Here is a 16,177-nt window from a genome sequence, read left to right as displayed (position 1 = left end):
CACCGGGGCACCCGAGCCGGGGGTCCCCCTGGCGCAGCTGGTGGAGGATCCGGCCGGGGCGGCCCCCGCGGTCCGGTGGCCGGCCCCGCTCAGACCCGGTCGACGATGCCCACTCTGCCGTCCGAGCGGGCGCAGTGCGCACCGCAGTACCACTTCTGGTCGGCCTCGACGCCCTGCCCGATGATCTGGCACCGGCAGTGCTCACAGATCGGCGCCATGCGGTGGATGGCGCAGGCGAAGCAGTCGAAGACATGCACCGCGCCCTGCGCGTGCACCTCGAACGTCATGCCGTATTCGTTTCCGCAGACCTCACAACGTGCCATGCGCCACAGGGTGCGGTCGCCACACCCGCGCGGCGAGGTGCCGACGGGTGTGTTGGGCGGGCTTCACCCGGACGCAGGCGCCGGGGCCACATCCTGCAGCAGCTGCATGAAGGCCGCCTCGTCGATCACGACCGTGCCGAACGAGGCGGCCTTGGCGGTCTTGGAGGTCCGGGCGTCGGGATCGTTGGTCACCAGCAGGCTGGTCAGCCGGGACACGCTCGTGGCGACATGCAGACCCGCCTCGATCGCCCGGTCCTCCAGCAGCTCGCGGTCCACGGACGTGTCGCCCGAGAAGGCCACCCGCATCCCCTGGACGAGCCGGCCGCCCGATGCGTAACGCCCCGGGTTGGGGTACGGGCACGCCGGTCGTTTACGGGACGGGCGCCAGGACGTGGGGCGGTAGGACGAGGCGGAGGCGCGCTGCCGGGGCGCGGGGGCGTCCGACCACTCCGTCAGCGGCTGGCAGCTCAGCAGCGGCAGCCGCAGATCCTCCTGTGCCGCCCGCCGCAAACTGGGACGGAAGGTCTCGGCCAGCACCCGGGCGTCGTCCAGCGCATGGTGGGCGCGCTCCTGCACCACGCCGTAATGGGCGGCGAGGGTCTCCAGCTTGTGGTTGGGCAGCGGCAGCCGCAGTTCCTTGGACAGGGCGATGGTGCACAGCCGCTGCTGCACCGGCGCGGTCGCCGAGGCGCGGGCGTACTCGCGGGCGATCATCGACCAGTCGAACATGGCGTTGTGCGCGACCAGCACCCGGTCCGCCAGGCGCCGGGACAGCTCCGGGACGATCTCCGGGAAGAGCGGGGCATCGTCGAGCACGGCGCTCGTGAGCCCGTGGATCCAGACCGGTCCCGGATCCCGCTGCGGGTTGACGAGGGTGTACCAGTGGTCCTGGACCTCGCCCTGCGCGTCGAGTTGGTACACGGCTGCCGAGATGATCCGGTCGTCGCGGGCCAGGCCCGTGGTCTCCACGTCGACCACCGCGTATCCCTGGGGATACGCGGACGGCCAGGGAGCCGGCGGCGTCTGCGGGCCCGGCTGCTGCCCGATCTTCGGCGCGATCGGGTCGGCGGCTGCTGCCATGCGGTCTTCGAGCATGGTCCCTGAGGATACGGGCCACCACTGACAGCCACCGAACCGCGTCGGACACACCGGAGGTATGCCCGACGACACACCGGAGGTTCACGCAGCTGGCACCCCGGCAGTTCGCGGGCGGGTGGGGGAGTTGACGGGGTGTGGGGGTGAGGTGGGGCGGGAGGTGGTTGGGGGGCTCTCACGTGGTCTGGGGGTGGATTGTTCGGGGGGCCTCGTCTGCCCCGGGGCGGGGGGCTCCATCTGCCGGGGGGCGGGGTGCTTCAACTGCCCCGGGGCTGGGGGCCTCACTCGCCCACCCCGACGCCGGGGGTGCCCGCCTGACCCGCCCACCCCGACGCTGGGGGTGCCCGCTTGGCCCGCCCACCCGACGCCGGGGGCGCCCGCCTGGCCCGCCCACCCAGAGCCTGGGGGGGTACCCACCTAACCCGCCCACCCCCCCGAAGGGGGGTGGGCGGCGGGGAAAACCAGCAGGCCCGGGCGGCGGGGAAAACCAGCAGGCCCCAGGGGACGGCGAAAAGCCGCTCCCGCAAAGACGGAGCACTCCGGAAAGACCGAGCACTCCGGATGGACCGAGCACTCCCCGGAGGAAGGGGACATACGGACTCTCCTCGGAAGGAAGACGGCGAAACGCCTCCCAGGAACGGCGGAAAGAACCACACGAACGGGCGGCCGCACCGCCGCCGCCCCGAAGCCGTTCCGTGCGGTGCCGTCACGCGGCCTCCGGCGATGAGCGGTTCCGGGCAGCCGCGAGCCGCCGTCGTCGACCACACCCGTTCAGGAGGCGGGCGCCGCCGGGGAGAGCAGTGAGGTCACCAGCGCCTCCAGGGAGACGGCGAACAGCCGCCCGGTGTCGACCGGGCCGGCCAGCGCGCGGGCCAGCGCCGGATCGTGCTCGGCGGTGGGGGAGTCCCACAGCTCACCCTCGCTCGGGTGCTGCTCGGGTGACCGCTCGCGGTTGCGCTCGACCAGGACGAAGCCGACTACCTGGAACTGGACCGCCCGCACCGCCTCCGCGGCCGTCTCCCCGCGCAGCCCGGCGGCGTGCATCTCATGGACCAGCGCCTGCTGCGCGGGCAGGAACATCCGCTCCGTCAGGCCGCGTTCATGCACCATCGCGATCAGCTGCGGGCGCTCGCGCAGCGCCGAGTGCAGCGCGCGGGCGACCGACACGATGCGTGCGTGCGGGGTCTCCCCGGTGGGGTGGATCTCACCCATCTCCCGGATGGTGCGCTCGACGAGGGCGTCCAGGAGGGACTCGCGGTTGCCGACATGCCAGTAGATGGAGGTGACGGCGGTGCCCAGTTCCGTGGCGAGGCGGCGCATGGTCAGCGCGCCGGGGCCTTCCGCCCGCACCAGCCGGGCGGCGGCCGTCAGAACCTCTTCGCCGGTCAGTGCGGTACGTGTCATATTCCCCCACTATCCCTCAACTCCCGTGCGTACACGGCTCTTTACCCTTCATCCCGCTCGGTGTAACAGTGTTACAGACGCCTCGCACGACCCTCGCAAGTCACCGACGACGAAGGGTGGTACGCCATGGCACGCATACGCTACGGAGCGCGCACCGAGGCGGAGATCACCGCGGCGCGCACCGCGGGCTCCCGGCTCCCCGACATCTGGTCCACCGGTGTGGTCGCCGTGTGGGAGAGCGACCCGGAGGCGGTCGCGGCCGTGCTGCCGCCGCCCCTCGAACCCACCGGACGCCCGCTGGTCCGGGCCAACATCAGCAAGGTCGAGCTGCCCGGCTACCCCCTGGGCGCGGGCTCGGTCGCCGTCGCGGCCGCCCACCGCGGCGTCGAGGGCTGGTATCCGCTGGTCATGCCGATGACCCACGAGCGGGCCCTGACCGGCGGGCGTGAGGTCTTCGGCGAGCCCAAGAAGCTGGGCGAGGTCACCGTCGAGCGCGACGGCCCGGTCGTGCGCGCCGCGCTCGCCCGGCACGGCATCGCCTTCGTCGAGGTACGCGGTGCGGTGAGCGGACCGCTGCCGGTCCCCGAGCCGTCCCGGAAGACCGACTTCTACTTCAAGTTCCTTCCCGCCGTGGACGGTTCGGGCTTCGACCTCGACCCGGTGCTGGTGCACTGCCTGCGCCACGAGAAGGTCCGCAAGCTGGAGAAGATCACCGGCGATGTCGTCCTCCGCGAGTCGATGTACGACCCCGTCGCCGACCTCCCCGTACGCACCCTCGTCGAGCTCACCCTCGGCGAGAAGACCAGCGACCAGCAGGGCCGGGTCGTCGAGCGGGTCAGCGCCCGGTCCCTGCTGCCGTACGTCCACCAGCGCTACGACGATCCGCAGCAGCTCCTCGACGGTCCGCCCGAGGGGAGTGTCTGATGCCGTGCTCCCCCACAGGACAACCCCAGGATCCCCGGCCGGAAACACGGCCGGAAACACGGCCGGCCCGACCGGCGCGGAGAGGTGAGCGGGCATGGAGCTGACGGCGGGACAGGTCGCGGTCGTCACCGGCGCCGCCAGCGGTATCGGCCTGGCCATGGCGCGCCGCTTCGCCGCGGACGGGCTGCGGGTCGTCCTCGCGGACGTGGAGGAGGAGCCGCTGCGGGCCGCCGCCGACGAACTGGCCGCGGACGGCGCCCGGGTACTGGCGCGCACCGTGGACGTCGGGGTGCGAGAAGAGGTCGCCGCGCTCGCCGACGCCGCGTACGACGCCTTCGGCGCCGTCCACCTGCTGTGCAACAACGCGGGGGTGGGCTCCGGCGCCGAGGGCCGGATGTGGGAACACGAGCCGAACGACTGGGCCTGGGCGTTCGCGGTGAACGTCTGGGGCGTCTTCCACGGCATCCAGTGCTTTCTGCCGCGGATGCTGGCGGGCGGCGCACCCGGCCATGTCGTCAACACCTCCTCGGCGGACGGCGGTGTCGCACCGCTGCCCACCGCGTCCGTCTACGCCGTCACCAAGGCGGCCGTGGTGACCATGACCGAATCGCTCTACGCCCACCTCAAGGCCGAGCGCGCCCCCATCGGCGCCTCGGTGCTCTTCCCCGGCCCGCACATGCTCCGCACCGGCCTGTGGGAGTCGCACCGCAACCGGCCCGTGCGCTACGCCAAGACCCGGCCGCGCCGTACGCCGTACCGCAGCCTGGCGCAGTGGGAGGCGGCGATGAAGGAGGCCGGGCAGGAGATCGCCTTCACCCCCGTCGAGGACGTCGCGGCGCAGGTCGTGGACGGTGTCCGGGCCGGCCGTTTCTGGCTGCTGCCGCCCAGTGCGCACACCGACGCGCAGATCCGGGCGCGCTCCGCCTCGATGCTCGACCGCACCGACCCCGCCTACCTGGAGCACTTCATCCTCGACCCGGACGACTGAGGGAGGTTCCGCCATGACGGACCCACAGACATCCACCGGCCCACAGGCACCCACGGGCCCACAGGCACCCACGGGCCCACAGGTTTCCATCGACCTACAGGTCCCCACGAACCCACAGGCCCCCACTGACCGCCCGCACGACCCGTACCTGATCATCTCCTCCGACTGCCACGCCGGGCTCCCCACCGAGGAGTACCGCCCCTACCTGGACGCCCGCTTCCACCGCGCCTTCGACGCGTTCCTCGGCGAGCGGGATGCCCGCCGCGCGGAGGCCACCCGCCTCGGCATCCGCAACGACGCCTTCGCCGCCCGGTGGTTCCAGGAGCACGAGGAGGGCCTGCGCGGCGGCTGGGACCCCGCACAGCGGCTGAAGGAACTCGACGGCGACGGAGTGGCGGCGGAGGTCGTCTTCCCGGACGCGGACGCCGTCGACAGCGGTACGGCGGCCCCCTTCGGTGTCGGCCTCGGCCTCTCCGGCGACCATGACCCCGACCTCGGTATGGCGGGTGCCCAGGCGCACAACCGCTGGCTCGCCGACTTCGTCTCCGGACACCCCGAACGGCACTGCGGTGTGGCCCTGTTACCGGTCACCGCCGATACGGACCGGGTCGTGGCCGAGATCCACCGCGCCAAGGAGTCCGGGCTCGGCGCCCTGATGATCCCGTCCATGTGGGGCGGCAAGGAGCCGTACCACGACCGCCGTTACGACCCGGTGTGGGCCGCGGCCGCCGAGTGCGCGATGCCGGTGCTGACCCACTCCGGGGCCGCACCCCGCCACGAGTACGGCGACCACCTCGGGATCTATGTCTCCGAGGTGACCTGGTGGCCCGCGCGCCCCCTGTGGTTCCTGCTCTGGTCCGGCGTCTTCGAACGCCACCCGGGCCTGCGGTTCGGCATCGCCGAGTCCGGCTGCTGGTGGCTGCCCAACCTCCTGTGGTTCATGGACCGCCTCTACCTGGGCGCGCACGGCGGCAAGAAGCTCTCCCCGTTCGCCGCGCTCAAGCGTCCGCCGCACGAGTACCTGGACCGGCAGGTCTTCGTCTGCGCCACCAACACCAAACGCCGGGAACTCGCCCAGCGCTACGAGATCGGCGTCGGCAACATCCTCTGGGGCAGCGACTTCCCGCACCCCGAAGGCACCTGGCCCGACACCCGCGGCTGGCTGAAGAAGACCTTCCATGACATTCCGGTCGCCGAGACCCGCCGCATGCTCGGCCTGTCCGCCGCCGAGGCCTTCGGCTTCGACACCGCGAGGCTGGCCCCGCTGGCCCGCCGTATCGGCCCCACCCCGGCCGAACTCGGCCAGAGCGCCGACCAGCCGTCGGTGGAGGCCTCCTGGGCCCGCTCCCGCGAGGTGGGCCGCCACTGGCTGACCGACCACGACTTCCCGGTACTGGGGGCACAGTGATGACCGACGACCGCTACACCGTCATCTCCGCCGACTGCCACGCCGGCGCCGATCTGCTCGACTACCGGCCGTACTTGGAGTCCCGGTACCACGACGACTTCGACGCCTGGGCGGCGTCCTACGTCAACCCGCACGAGGACCTGCTCGCCGACACCGCCGACCGCAACTGGAACTCCGCCCGCCGCCTGGCCGAAATGGAGGCCGACGGCATCGTCGCCGAGGTCGTCTTCCCCAACACCATCCCGCCGTTCTTCCCGAGCGCCGCCCTCATGGCCCCCGCGCCCACCCGCACGGAGTTCGAGCAGCGCTGGGCGGGCCTGCGCGCCCACAACCGCTGGCTCGCCGACTTCTGCGCGGAGGCCCCGGGCCGCCGGGCCGGCGTCGCCCAGATCCTCCTCCACGATGTCGACGAGGCCGTACGGGAAGTCCGCCGCACCAGGGAAGCCGGGCTCACCGGCGGTGTCATGCTCCCCGGCACCCCGCCCGGCTCCGGCCTCCCCGAACTCCACTCCGGGGCCTACGACCCCCTCTGGGCGGTCTGCGCGGAACTGGACGTCCCCGTCAACCACCACGGCGGCTCGGCCTCCCCGCCGCTCGGCGACGAACCCGCCGCCCGCGCCGTCTTCATGGTCGAGACGACCTGGTTCTCCCACCGGGCCCTGTGGCACCTGATCTTCGGCGGGGCCTTCCGCCGCCATCCCGGCCTCCGCCTCGTCCTCACCGAACAGGGCTCCGGCTGGATCCCCGGTGTCCTGGACATGCTGGACTACTACCACGGGCGGCTGGTGGCGTCCGCGTCCCGGGCCGCCACCGCCGAAGCCAAATTCGGCGTCGGCCTGGGCGAGGCCATGGGCGACTCGCCGGCCGGAATCTGGCGCGACCACTGCTTCGTGGGTGCCAGCTTCATGCGCCCGCACGAGGTCCCGCTCCGCCACCGCATCGGCCTCGACAAGATCATGTGGGGCAGCGACTACCCCCACGACGAGGGCACCCACCCCCACTCCCGCGAGGCCCTCCGCCTCGCCTACGCCGGCGTCCCGGCCGACGAGACCGCCGCCATGCTCGGCACCAACGCCGCCCGCGTCTACGGCTTCGACCTCGCCCGCCTCGCCCCCCTCGCCGCCCGCGTCGGCCCGAGCATCACCGACCTCACCGAGCCCCTGGACGAGATCCCCCCGAACGCCACCAGCCCGGCGTTCGCACGGGGCGGGGCGGTGCGGGTGTGGTGAGGGGCGGCCCGGGCGCGAGACGGGGGCGAGCACGCGATGGGGCCCTGGGCCCCAGCACCCCAGGGCCCCGTGCCCCTGGCTCCCTAGGCCTCCGGCACCCTAGGCCCCCGGCAGGCTGGGCCCCAGCACCCGCGCCGCCTGTGCCACCTCCGTCACCGCGCCGTCCGCGCCGATGCTCACCCGGCGGAGGGTGGCGCCCGGCTTCCGGGTGACCACGTCCACCAGGCGGCCGTCGGTGAACAGGCCGGCGGCGCCGTCCTCGACCGCCCAACCTGCGGGCAGCGCCCGGTCGTTGACGGCCGCCAGATAGCCGGGCCGGCGCTCCGGCTCGCTGTCGTAGTGCGGGCACAGGCTGCCGGGCAGCAGCCCCAGTCCGTCGGCGAGTGGCACCGGCGGGCCGAAGGAGTCGGAGAACGCGGACTCGAACCAGCAGCACGCCCCGGCGCTGATGCCGCACAGCAGCACTCCGGACGCGTACGCCTCGCGCAGGATCGTGTCCAGGCCGTGCACCCGCCAGACGGCGAGCATGTTGGCGGTGTTGCCGCCGCCGACGTAGATGATGTCCTGCGCCAGGACGAACGCCCGCAGATCGGACACGGTGCGACGGAACAGCTCCAGGTGGCTCGGTTCGCAGTCCCGTGCCGCGAACGCGGTGTGGAACCCCTCGATGTAGCCCGGTGCGTCGCCGCTCGCGGTCGGCAGGAAGCAGACCTTCGGCCGGGCCCGCCCCACGGCATCCAGCACGAAGTCGTCCAGCAGGGTGTCGGGATCGTCGGAGAAGCCGCCGCCGAGCAGGGCGAGGGTGGGTGTGCCGGCCATGGGACCTCGTTTCCGGTCGTCGTGGGGAGCGTCGACGGCGGGCGTGGTGGCCCAGCTGACGACACGTCTTACATACTTCTCAGTAACAACCCCTAGCGGCACCCCGGTCAACGCCTTTATCGTGCGGGACATGCCGCACCTGCCCGATGTCGTGTTGTGGTCCGTACCGGCCTTCGTCCTGCTCACCGTGGTGGAGATGGTGAGCTATCGCCTGCATCCCGACGAGGACGCGGCGGGATACGAGGCGAAGGACGCCGCCACCAGCGTCGGCATGGGGCTGGGCAGCCTCGTGTTCGACGCGCTGTGGAAGATACCCATCGTGGCGATCTACGCCACGATCTACGAACTCACCCCGCTGCGGGTGCCCGTGCTGTGGTGGACGCTGATCCTGATGCTGCTCGCACAGGACTTCTTCTACTACTGGTCGCACCGCGGCCACCACGTCATCCGCGTCCTGTGGGCCTGCCACGTGGTGCACCACTCCAGCAAGAAGTTCAACCTCACCACCGCCCTGCGGCAGCCCTGGACCACCTGGACCGTCTGGCCGTTCTACGTCCCGATGGTCGCCCTCGGCGTCCACCCGGCCGCGATCGCCTTCACCTCCGGGGCCAACCTCCTCTACCAGTTCTGGGTGCACACCGAGCGGATCGACAAGCTGCCCCGGCCCTTCGAGTTCGTGCTCAACACCCCGTCCCACCACCGCGTCCACCACGCCTCCCAGGGCGGCTACCTGGACCGGAACTTCGGCGGGATTCTGATCATCTGGGACCGGATGTTCGGCTCGTTCGTCGCGGAGACCGAGCGGCCCGTCTACGGACTCACCAAGAACATCGAGACCTTCAACCCGCTGCGGGTGGCCACCCATGAGTACGCCGCCATCGCGCGGGACATACGGGCCGCGGACAGCTGGCGCGAGCGCGCCGGACGGGTGTTCCGCGGGCCGGGCTGGCAGCCGGCCGAGCGGGTCGCCGCCGAGGAGGCCCGGAAGGCTGCCGAGGAGGCCCGTAAGGCCGGGCCGGCCGGGGACCGGGCGCCCGCCTCCGTCGAGGAGCCGGCCACATGACGGCACGGTGGCCGCGGGCCGTACAGCCGTTGCTGTGGGTGTGCGTCCTGTTGGGCGTCGTACACCTCGGGGCGCTGCTCGGGGGCGTCCTGCCCGTCGTGCAGATCACCAAGCCCGTGCTGATGCCGGTGCTCGCCGGCTATGCGCTGGCGCGCGGCGGCCCCCCGCTGCTCGCCGGTGCGCTCCTCTTCGGCTGTGGCGGCGACACCTTCCTCCAGATCGGCGGGGACCTCGCCTTCCTGGTGGGGATGGGCTCGTTCGCCGCGGGACACGTCTGCTACCTGCTGCTGTTCGCCCGGCACGGGGCGGGTCCCGTGGCCGGGCGGCGGGGACTGACCGGCGCGGCCGGCGCCGGATACGCCGTCCTGCTGACCGGCACGGTGGTGCTGTTGTGGCCGGACCTCCCGGCGGAGCTGCGGATTCCGGTCGCCGGGTACAGCCTGCTGCTCACCGCGATGGCGTTCGGCGCGCTCCGGGCGGGCCCGTGGGCCGCGGCCGGCGGACTGCTGTTCCTGCTCTCCGACACCTTGATCGCGAGCGGGATCGCGCACTGGCCGCAGCTCCCGGCCCCCCAGTTCTGGATCATGCTCACCTATGTCGCGGCCCAGTGGGCGCTGGCCGACGGTGTGCTCCGGTCCGCCGCCACGCCTCCGCGGAACGCGCCACAGCGGGCGCAGGAGCTGCGGACGGCAGGCGCACCGTGAAGCGCTGAGGGGTGGCGCACCCGCCGGGTCCGTGCCCGCCGGGTGCGCCGCGGCTTGAGTCTCCCCCCGAGGGAGACCCGAGAGTGGACGGGATGAACGAGGACGGCACGGGTCTGCTGACCATCGGCGAACTGGCACGGCTGACCGGTGTGCCGGTCAAGACCATCCGCAGTTGGTCGGACCAGGACCTGCTGCCGCCCGCCGCCCGCACCCCCGCGGGCTACCGGCTCTACGGCCCGGACGCCCCGGCCCGCCTGGAGATCGTGCGCAGCCTGCGCGAACTGGGCATCGGTCTGACGGCCATCCGGTCCGTGCTGCACCGCGAGCTCACGGTCGCCGAGACGGCGGAGCAGTGGGCGGACGCGCTGGACGCGCAGATCCGCACCCTGCGGCTGCAGTCCGCCGTGCTGCGCTCGGTGGCCGCGCGGGGCAGCGCAGCAGAGGAGCTGCCGTACATGACCGAACTGGCCCGTCTGTCCGCCCGGGAACGCCGACGGATCATCACGGACTTCGTCGAGGACGCCCTCGACGGGGTGGACGCCCCCGCCTACCGCAGCGGTCTGCTGGCCGCCACCCCCGATCTGCCCGACGATCCCACCCCTGAGCAGATCGGCGCCTGGATCGAGCTGGCCGCCCTGGTCCGCGAGCCGGAACTACGGGCGGCACTGCGCCGGCTGGCCGAGTACAGCGCGCGTACGGCACCGCCGGCGGGGGAGCCGGACGCCAAGAGCGAGCCGTACGCCCCGGAGGAGAGACACGCCCCGGGGGCGAGCCACGCCACGACCGAGCCGCGCACCGCCGCGGCGCCGGACCCGGCCATGCAGGAGCAGGCGGCGCAGGAGCAGGCCGCGCAGGGGCAAGCCGCCGCCCGGGTCGCGGAGTTGATGCGGGTACGCGGTGAGGCGGCCGTCGCGGCCGGGATCGCCCCGGACTCCCCGGCCGCGGAGCCCGTCATCGCCGAGCTGGTCGCCGCCTGGCTCCCCACCCAGACCGGCACCGCCGACCCGCCCACCGAGGACAACCCGGCGGCCCGTGCCCGGCTGCTGGAGCAGCTGGAGACCGCCGCCGAACCCGTTGTCGAGCGCTACTGGCAGCTGCTGTGCACGGTCACCGGCCGGCCCGCGCCACCCCGCTGGGACACCGCGGGAGCCTGGACCACGGCCGCGCTGCGCGCCCACCCCCGGCCGTACGGGCTGGACCGCTCCGCGTTCGACGGCACCGACCCGGACCGGGTACTGCGCGCCTACGAGCAGGTGACCCGCGATGTCGCCGCCCTGGTCGCCGCCGTACGGCCCGAGGACCTCGCGCTGCCGACACCGTGCGCGGGGTGGAGCGTACGGCAGCTGCTCGACCACATGGTGTGGGAGAACCTGATGGCCACCTCGATCGCCGAGGACGCCCCGCGCGATGACCACACCGCCGACCACCTCGGTGACGACCACCGCGCCGCCTTCGACGACTCGGTACGCGCCGCCCTCGCCGCCTTCACCGGCAGCGGGATGCTCCGGCGCACCTACGGCCCCTACGAGGCGCCCGGCGCGATGATCGTCCAACAGGTCGTGGTCGAACTCCTCGCCCACGGCTGGGACTTGGCACGGGCGACCGGCGCGCCGACCGGACTGGCGCCGGAGGCCGCCGAGGAGACCCTGGCCGCGGCGCGCCGGATCTACGGCGCCGCACCGCGCACCGAGGGCAGCTCGTTCGCCCCGGAGCGCCCCGCTCCGCCCGGCGCGAGCGCCACGGACCGGCTGGCGGCCTTCCTCGGCCGCGACCCTGCCTGACCGGCCCACCAGCCCACCGGCCCGCTCCCGGGACGACAGGAGGGAGGGCCGGGTGCGATCACCCGGCCCTCCCCACAACTGCCGTTACCGGCCCTGGAGTTACTTCTTCACCGCGTCCAGCGCATCGACGATGCCGTAGCCGAAGTGGCTGTTGACATGCTTGGTGCCGGTGCAGGTGGACTCACCCGTGGGGCAGCCGGGGTTGTCCGCCTGCTTCTTCAGGAGCCACTGGATCTCCTGCGGGCTGGACTTCGGGTGGGTGCTCTTGAGCAGCGCCGCGACACCCGCGACATGCGGGCTCGCCATGGACGTACCGGCCAGGTAGGCCCAGTCGCCGCCCGGCATGGTGGAGAGGATGTTGCCGTTCTTGGCGGGCAGCTCGGGCACCTGCTTCGAGTCACCGCCCGGCGCGGCCACATCGATCTGGCCGAGTCCGTAGTTGGAGTAACCGGACTTGAGCTTCTGCACTCCGCTCGCCGCGACCGTCACCGTACCCGGCAGCTGGGTGGGCACGTCCCAGCAGGTCTTCGGGGTGATGGTGCGCTCGACCGGGGTGGTGTCGTTCGGGCTGGAGTCGTCGGTCAGCTTGGCGGCCGCCAGGTCGAGATCGGAGTTGCCCGCCGCCGCGACGTTGATCGCGCCCTTGCGCTGGGCGTAGCTCGCCGCACGCCCGACCGCATCAATGATGGCGGCCTGGTCGGCGTCGTTCTTGCAGTTGAACATCCACGGGTCGACGTAGTAGCTGTTGTTGGTGACCTCGACACCGTGGTCGGCCGCGAAGACGAAGGCGCAGACCACGCTCTCGGCGTAGAAGAGGCTGGTCTCCGGCTCGCTGACCTTGAGGGCGGATATCTGCACGCCCGGGGCGACCCCGGCCACGCCGACGCCGTTGCGGGCCGCGGCGATCGAGCCCGCGACATGCGTGCCGTGGTAGTCGTTGTCCGGGTCCCAGGGGCGCCAGGCACCCTTGGACGTATCGGCCACACCGCCCACGCAGTTGGCGGACTGCTTCGCGGAGAAGTTGGCCTTCAGATCGGGGTGGGTGTCGTCCACGCCGGTGTCGATGACGGCGACGGTGACCTTCTTGCTGCCCGGGTTCACCTTCGCGGCCTTGTCGGCCTTGATGGCGGGCAGGTCCCACTGCAGCGGTTCGAGCGGCTCCTCGCCGTTCGCCTTCGCCGCCTGGCCGGCCGCCTTGAGCTGGGACTTCGGCAGGTCGACCTTCTGCGGTTTGCCGACGTCGGTGGTGCCCTGTGCCTTGAGCGGCGCGGTACGGGACGCGCCCGCCGACTGCACGCCCGGCACCGTCCGCACGGTGGCGGCGAACTGCGGGTTGGCCGAGTGGACGACGATCACGCCTATCTGCTCATGGGCGATGATCACCTTCCCGCCGGCCTGGGCTATCGCCTTCTTGACCTTGCCGACCGTGGTGTGGCCGGGCGTGGTGTTCACGACGTACGAGAGCAGCGGGCCGTCGGCCGAGGCCGCGGCGGCCGGGGCGGAGTCCTGGGGCGCGGCGGTGGCCGCCTGCGGCAGGAAACCGAGCGACGCCGTCAGAGCCAGTCCGAGCGGTACGGCCAGCGCCCGCATGCGTCTGGATCGGGGATGTGCCATGGGTACTCCACATCATCCGGGAGACCGCCCGTGCGGCGGATTGCGCACGGGTGGGGTGCAGTGAGACGTGAAGCTATCGGCGATCACTCGCGTACAGCAATGGAAAGCGGAAAAAAACGGGGGAAAAAAAAGCTGCCACGAGCCCTGAATTGATGGCGCGTCAGCCGCGTACGGCGCGATCTGATCGGCCGTCATGGCCACCCTCGGGGCCGCCCTCATGGCCGTCGCCGTCGCCGTGGCCCTGGCCGGTGGGTCGCCGCCCGTTCCGCCGCCGCCCGTCCTGCCGTCGGCCGTTCTACCGTCGGCCGTCCTGCCGTCGGCGGGCCGCGGGCGGGCCGGTCAGCCGTTGCGCCGCAGAGTCGTGATGCTCAGCGGGGGCAGCGCGATCCGCGGACCGTACCAGCGGCGGGCGGCCGTGGCGGTCCCCGGCCGGGGTTCCGACGGGGCAACGGTGAGCGGCGCAGGCAGCCGGACGCTGCCGTACGGGCGCCGACGGGGAGCGGGGGACTGCGGGGCCTGCTGGGGCGGCGGATTCACACCGGGCTCAACGAAGCGCCCCGGGCGCGGTGGCGGTCGGCGCGGGCATTCCCTCGGATTCTTCTGGGATTCAACCAACACCCCCCTGTCGGATCGTGTGATGCGCCTCTACCATGCGTGATCTAGATCACTTATATATTCCTTATGATCGGTCGGGGCGCTCCCGTGCAGGTCCCGGACCGGTCCCTGGGAAACCCGCCCCTTCGCGTCAGGAGATCCCGTGAGTGCCGCACCGACCCTTGACCCGGGGACGCATGAGCCGCCCGACTACCTCCAGGTGCAGTCGAGCGCGGAATTCGATGAACTCCGCCGCGCACACCGCTCATTCGCCTTCCCGCTCACCGTCGCCTTCATCCTCTGGTACCTCGGATATGTGCTGCTGTCGAGCTACGCCGGCGGCTTCATGGCGATCAAGGTCGTCGGTCACCTCAATGTCGCCTTCGTCCTCGGCATCGCCCAGTTCGTGACGACCTTCCTCATCGCCTGGTGGTACTCCCGGCACGCCGCCGCCAAGCTCGACCCGAAGGCCGAGGCCATCAAGTCCCGCCTGGAGGGCGACGCATGAACCTCACCCAGCAGCCGCTCGTGCAGCAGCTCGCGGCCGGCGGCGCGGGCGAGCACCGCGCCCTGATCATCACTCTCTTCGCGGTCTTCGTCGCCGCCACCCTCGCCATCACGGTCTGGGCCGGCCGGCAGACCAAGGGCGCGGAGGACTTCTACGCCGGCGGGCGGCAGTTCACCGGATTCCAGAACGGGCTGGCCATCTCCGGCGACTACATGTCCGCCGCGTCCTTCCTCGGCATCGCCGGCGCCATCGCCCTCTTCGGCTACGACGGCTTCCTCTACTCCATCGGCTTCCTCGTCGCCTGGCTCGTCGCGCTGCTCCTGGTCGCCGAACCGCTGCGCAACTCCGGCCGGTTCACCATGGGCGACGTCCTCGCCTACCGGATGCGCCAGCGCCCGGTCCGTACGGCCGCGGGCACCTCCACCATCGTCGTCTCGATCTTCTACCTGCTCGCCCAGATGGCCGGTGCGGGCGCCCTGGTCACCCTGCTCCTGGGCATCACCAGCGAGGCGGGCAAGATCCTGGTCGTCGTCCTCGTCGGCATCGTGATGATCCTCTACGTCACCATCGGCGGCATGAAGGGCACCACCTGGGTCCAGATGGTCAAGGCGGTCCTGCTGATCGCCGGCACCCTGCTCATCACCTTCCTGGTGGCGCTCAAGTTCAACTTCAACCTCTCCTCGCTGCTCGGCGCCGCCGCGGAAAACAGCGGCAAGGGCGCCGCCTTCCTGGAGCCCGGCCTCAAATACGGCGTCAGCGCCACTTCGAAGATCGACTTCATCTCGCTGGGCCTCGCCCTCGTCCTGGGCACCGCGGGCCTGCCGCACATCCTCATCCGCTTCTACACGGTCCCCACCGCCAAGGCCGCCCGTAAGTCCGTGAACTGGGCGATCGGCATCATCGGCGTCTTCTACCTGATGACCATCGCGCTGGGCTTCGGCGCCGCGGCCCTCATCAAGCCCGAGACGATCACCGCCTCCAACAAGGCGGGCAACACCGCGGCCCCGCTCCTCGCCGAGGCCATCGGCGGCGGCGCCGGCTCCACCGGCGGCGCCATCCTGCTCGCCGTCATCTCCGCCGTCGCCTTCGCCACCATCCTCGCGGTGGTCGCCGGCCTCACCCTCGCCTCGTCCTCGTCCTTCGCGCACGACCTGTACGTCAATGTCTTCCGCAAGGGCAAGGCCACTGAGAAGGAGGAGGTCGGCGCGGCCCGCTGGGCGACCGTCGGCATCGGCGCGGTCGCCATCGTGCTGGGCGTCTTCGCCCGCGGGCTGAACGTCGCCGGCCTGGTGGCGCTCGCCTTCGCGGTCGCCGCCTCCGCCAACCTCCCGACGATCCTCTACAGCCTGTTCTGGAAGCGCTTCACCACCCAGGGCGCGCTGTGGTCCATCTACGGAGGCCTCGCCTCCTCCGTCTTCCTGGTCCTCTTCTCCCCGGTGGTCTCCGGCAAGGAGACCTCGATGTTCCCCGCCGCGGACTTCGCCTTCTTCCCGCTGGAGAACCCGGGGCTGATCTCCATCCCGCTGGGCTTCCTGCTCGGCTGGCTGGGATCGCTGCTGTCGAAGGAGGAGCCGGACGCCCAGAAGTACGCCGAACTGGAGGTCCGCTCGCTGACCGGGACCGGCGCCCACTGAACGGGGCCGGCTGAGCCGTCCCCACAGGGGCCGGGCGGGACGGCGTCGTAGATCTCTACGATGCCGCCCCGCCCGCCTCGTGCTTCTCA

The 16,177-nt window shown here is 72.0% G+C and carries 14 protein-coding genes; 9 read left to right on the top strand and 5 right to left on the bottom strand.

Annotation, left to right across the window (positions count from 1 at the left end; all coding sequences use genetic code 11):
* Positions 1-89: 89 nt before the first annotated feature.
* The 3 genes from NUT86_RS10685 to NUT86_RS10675 form a co-directional block, all read right to left on the bottom strand.
* Positions 90-323: a hypothetical protein gene (locus tag NUT86_RS10685; protein ID WP_006606380.1), complete on the bottom strand. Its 234-nt coding sequence runs from the start codon at positions 321-323 to the stop codon at positions 90-92.
* A gap of 63 nt (positions 324-386) precedes the next feature.
* Complete coding sequence (locus NUT86_RS10680; protein WP_093642912.1) at positions 387-1,418, bottom strand: DEDDh family exonuclease; 1,032 nt, start codon at positions 1,416-1,418, stop codon at positions 387-389.
* Positions 1,419-2,189: 771 nt separating this feature from the next.
* Positions 2,190-2,822 carry a TetR/AcrR family transcriptional regulator gene (locus NUT86_RS10675; protein ID WP_274734803.1) on the bottom strand — a complete coding sequence of 211 codons (633 nt, stop codon included), beginning with the start codon at positions 2,820-2,822 and terminating at the stop codon, positions 2,190-2,192.
* A 126-nt stretch (positions 2,823-2,948) separates the two neighbouring features.
* On the opposite strand from NUT86_RS10675, the gene NUT86_RS10670 reads away from it, so the two are divergent.
* The 4 genes from NUT86_RS10670 to NUT86_RS10655 all read left to right on the top strand — a co-directional run bounded on the left by NUT86_RS10670 (position 2,949) and on the right by NUT86_RS10655 (position 7,371).
* Positions 2,949-3,746 (top strand): acetoacetate decarboxylase family protein, encoded by a 798-nt coding sequence (locus NUT86_RS10670; RefSeq protein ID WP_274734801.1) that lies wholly within the window; start codon positions 2,949-2,951, stop codon positions 3,744-3,746.
* A gap of 94 nt (positions 3,747-3,840) precedes the next feature.
* A complete protein-coding gene (locus tag NUT86_RS10665) occupies positions 3,841-4,734 on the top strand; it encodes an SDR family NAD(P)-dependent oxidoreductase (protein ID WP_109888898.1) in 894 nt (297 codons plus the stop codon).
* Positions 4,735-4,747: 13 nt separating this feature from the next.
* Positions 4,748-6,142, top strand: a complete 1,395-nt coding sequence (locus NUT86_RS10660; protein ID WP_274734798.1) for an amidohydrolase family protein — start codon at positions 4,748-4,750, stop codon at positions 6,140-6,142.
* Positions 6,142-7,371 (top strand): amidohydrolase family protein, encoded by a 1,230-nt coding sequence (locus NUT86_RS10655; RefSeq protein ID WP_274734796.1) that lies wholly within the window; start codon positions 6,142-6,144, stop codon positions 7,369-7,371. Before NUT86_RS10660 ends, NUT86_RS10655 begins: the two co-directional genes overlap by 1 nt.
* Before the next feature lie 99 nt (positions 7,372-7,470).
* Here NUT86_RS10655 and NUT86_RS10650 read toward each other — a convergent pair whose 3' ends face one another.
* Positions 7,471-8,190, bottom strand: a complete 720-nt coding sequence (locus NUT86_RS10650) for a Type 1 glutamine amidotransferase-like domain-containing protein (protein ID WP_274734795.1) — start codon at positions 8,188-8,190, stop codon at positions 7,471-7,473.
* 130 nt (positions 8,191-8,320) lie between these two features.
* On the opposite strand from NUT86_RS10650, the gene NUT86_RS10645 reads away from it, so the two are divergent.
* The 3 genes from NUT86_RS10645 (at position 8,321) to NUT86_RS10635 (ending at position 11,738) form a co-directional block, all read left to right on the top strand.
* A complete protein-coding gene (locus NUT86_RS10645; protein WP_274734794.1) occupies positions 8,321-9,253 on the top strand; it encodes a sterol desaturase family protein in 933 nt (310 codons plus the stop codon).
* Positions 9,250-9,957, top strand: a complete 708-nt coding sequence (locus NUT86_RS10640; RefSeq protein ID WP_266449204.1) for a lysoplasmalogenase — start codon at positions 9,250-9,252, stop codon at positions 9,955-9,957. Before NUT86_RS10645 ends, NUT86_RS10640 begins: the two co-directional genes overlap by 4 nt.
* Positions 9,958-10,049: 92 nt before the next feature.
* Positions 10,050-11,738, top strand: a complete 1,689-nt coding sequence (locus NUT86_RS10635) for a TIGR03086 family metal-binding protein (protein WP_274734793.1) — start codon at positions 10,050-10,052, stop codon at positions 11,736-11,738.
* A gap of 99 nt (positions 11,739-11,837) precedes the next feature.
* Here NUT86_RS10635 and NUT86_RS10630 read toward each other — a convergent pair whose 3' ends face one another.
* Complete coding sequence (locus NUT86_RS10630; protein WP_274734791.1) at positions 11,838-13,352, bottom strand: S8 family serine peptidase; 1,515 nt, start codon at positions 13,350-13,352, stop codon at positions 11,838-11,840.
* Between the two features lie 757 nt (positions 13,353-14,109).
* On the opposite strand from NUT86_RS10630, the gene NUT86_RS10625 reads away from it, so the two are divergent.
* Positions 14,110-14,454, top strand: coding sequence for a DUF485 domain-containing protein (locus NUT86_RS10625; protein WP_018091781.1), 345 nt, complete (start codon positions 14,110-14,112; stop codon positions 14,452-14,454).
* The gene (locus NUT86_RS10620; protein ID WP_274734790.1) at positions 14,451-16,088 is read left to right on the top strand and encodes a solute symporter family protein; all 1,638 of its coding nucleotides are present in this window, start codon (positions 14,451-14,453) and stop codon (positions 16,086-16,088) included. The genes NUT86_RS10625 and NUT86_RS10620 overlap by 4 nt, the downstream gene beginning before the upstream one ends.
* Positions 16,089-16,177 lie beyond the last annotated feature (89 nt).

The sequence above is a fragment of the Streptomyces sp. G7(2002) genome (assembly GCF_028870195.1).
Lineage (GTDB): Bacteria > Actinomycetota > Actinomycetes > Streptomycetales > Streptomycetaceae > Streptomyces > Streptomyces nigrescens.
Note: the sequence above shows the minus strand (reverse complement) of the source record. Positions and strands in the feature narration are given on the sequence as shown.

Coding starts and splice junctions, on each gene's coding strand:
- NUT86_RS10685 (WP_006606380.1), bottom strand. CDS start 323: ATGGCACGTTGTGAGGTCTGCGGAAACGAATACGGCATGACGTTCGAG.
- NUT86_RS10680 (WP_093642912.1), bottom strand. CDS start 1,418: ATGCTCGAAGACCGCATGGCAGCAGCCGCCGACCCGATCGCGCCGAAG.
- NUT86_RS10675 (WP_274734803.1), bottom strand. CDS start 2,822: ATGACACGTACCGCACTGACCGGCGAAGAGGTTCTGACGGCCGCCGCC.
- NUT86_RS10670 (WP_274734801.1), top strand. CDS start 2,949: ATGGCACGCATACGCTACGGAGCGCGCACCGAGGCGGAGATCACCGCG.
- NUT86_RS10665 (WP_109888898.1), top strand. CDS start 3,841: ATGGAGCTGACGGCGGGACAGGTCGCGGTCGTCACCGGCGCCGCCAGC.
- NUT86_RS10660 (WP_274734798.1), top strand. CDS start 4,748: ATGACGGACCCACAGACATCCACCGGCCCACAGGCACCCACGGGCCCA.
- NUT86_RS10655 (WP_274734796.1), top strand. CDS start 6,142: ATGACCGACGACCGCTACACCGTCATCTCCGCCGACTGCCACGCCGGC.
- NUT86_RS10650 (WP_274734795.1), bottom strand. CDS start 8,190: ATGGCCGGCACACCCACCCTCGCCCTGCTCGGCGGCGGCTTCTCCGAC.
- NUT86_RS10645 (WP_274734794.1), top strand. CDS start 8,321: ATGCCGCACCTGCCCGATGTCGTGTTGTGGTCCGTACCGGCCTTCGTC.
- NUT86_RS10640 (WP_266449204.1), top strand. CDS start 9,250: ATGACGGCACGGTGGCCGCGGGCCGTACAGCCGTTGCTGTGGGTGTGC.
- NUT86_RS10635 (WP_274734793.1), top strand. CDS start 10,050: ATGAACGAGGACGGCACGGGTCTGCTGACCATCGGCGAACTGGCACGG.
- NUT86_RS10630 (WP_274734791.1), bottom strand. CDS start 13,352: ATGGCACATCCCCGATCCAGACGCATGCGGGCGCTGGCCGTACCGCTC.
- NUT86_RS10620 (WP_274734790.1), top strand. CDS start 14,451: ATGAACCTCACCCAGCAGCCGCTCGTGCAGCAGCTCGCGGCCGGCGGC.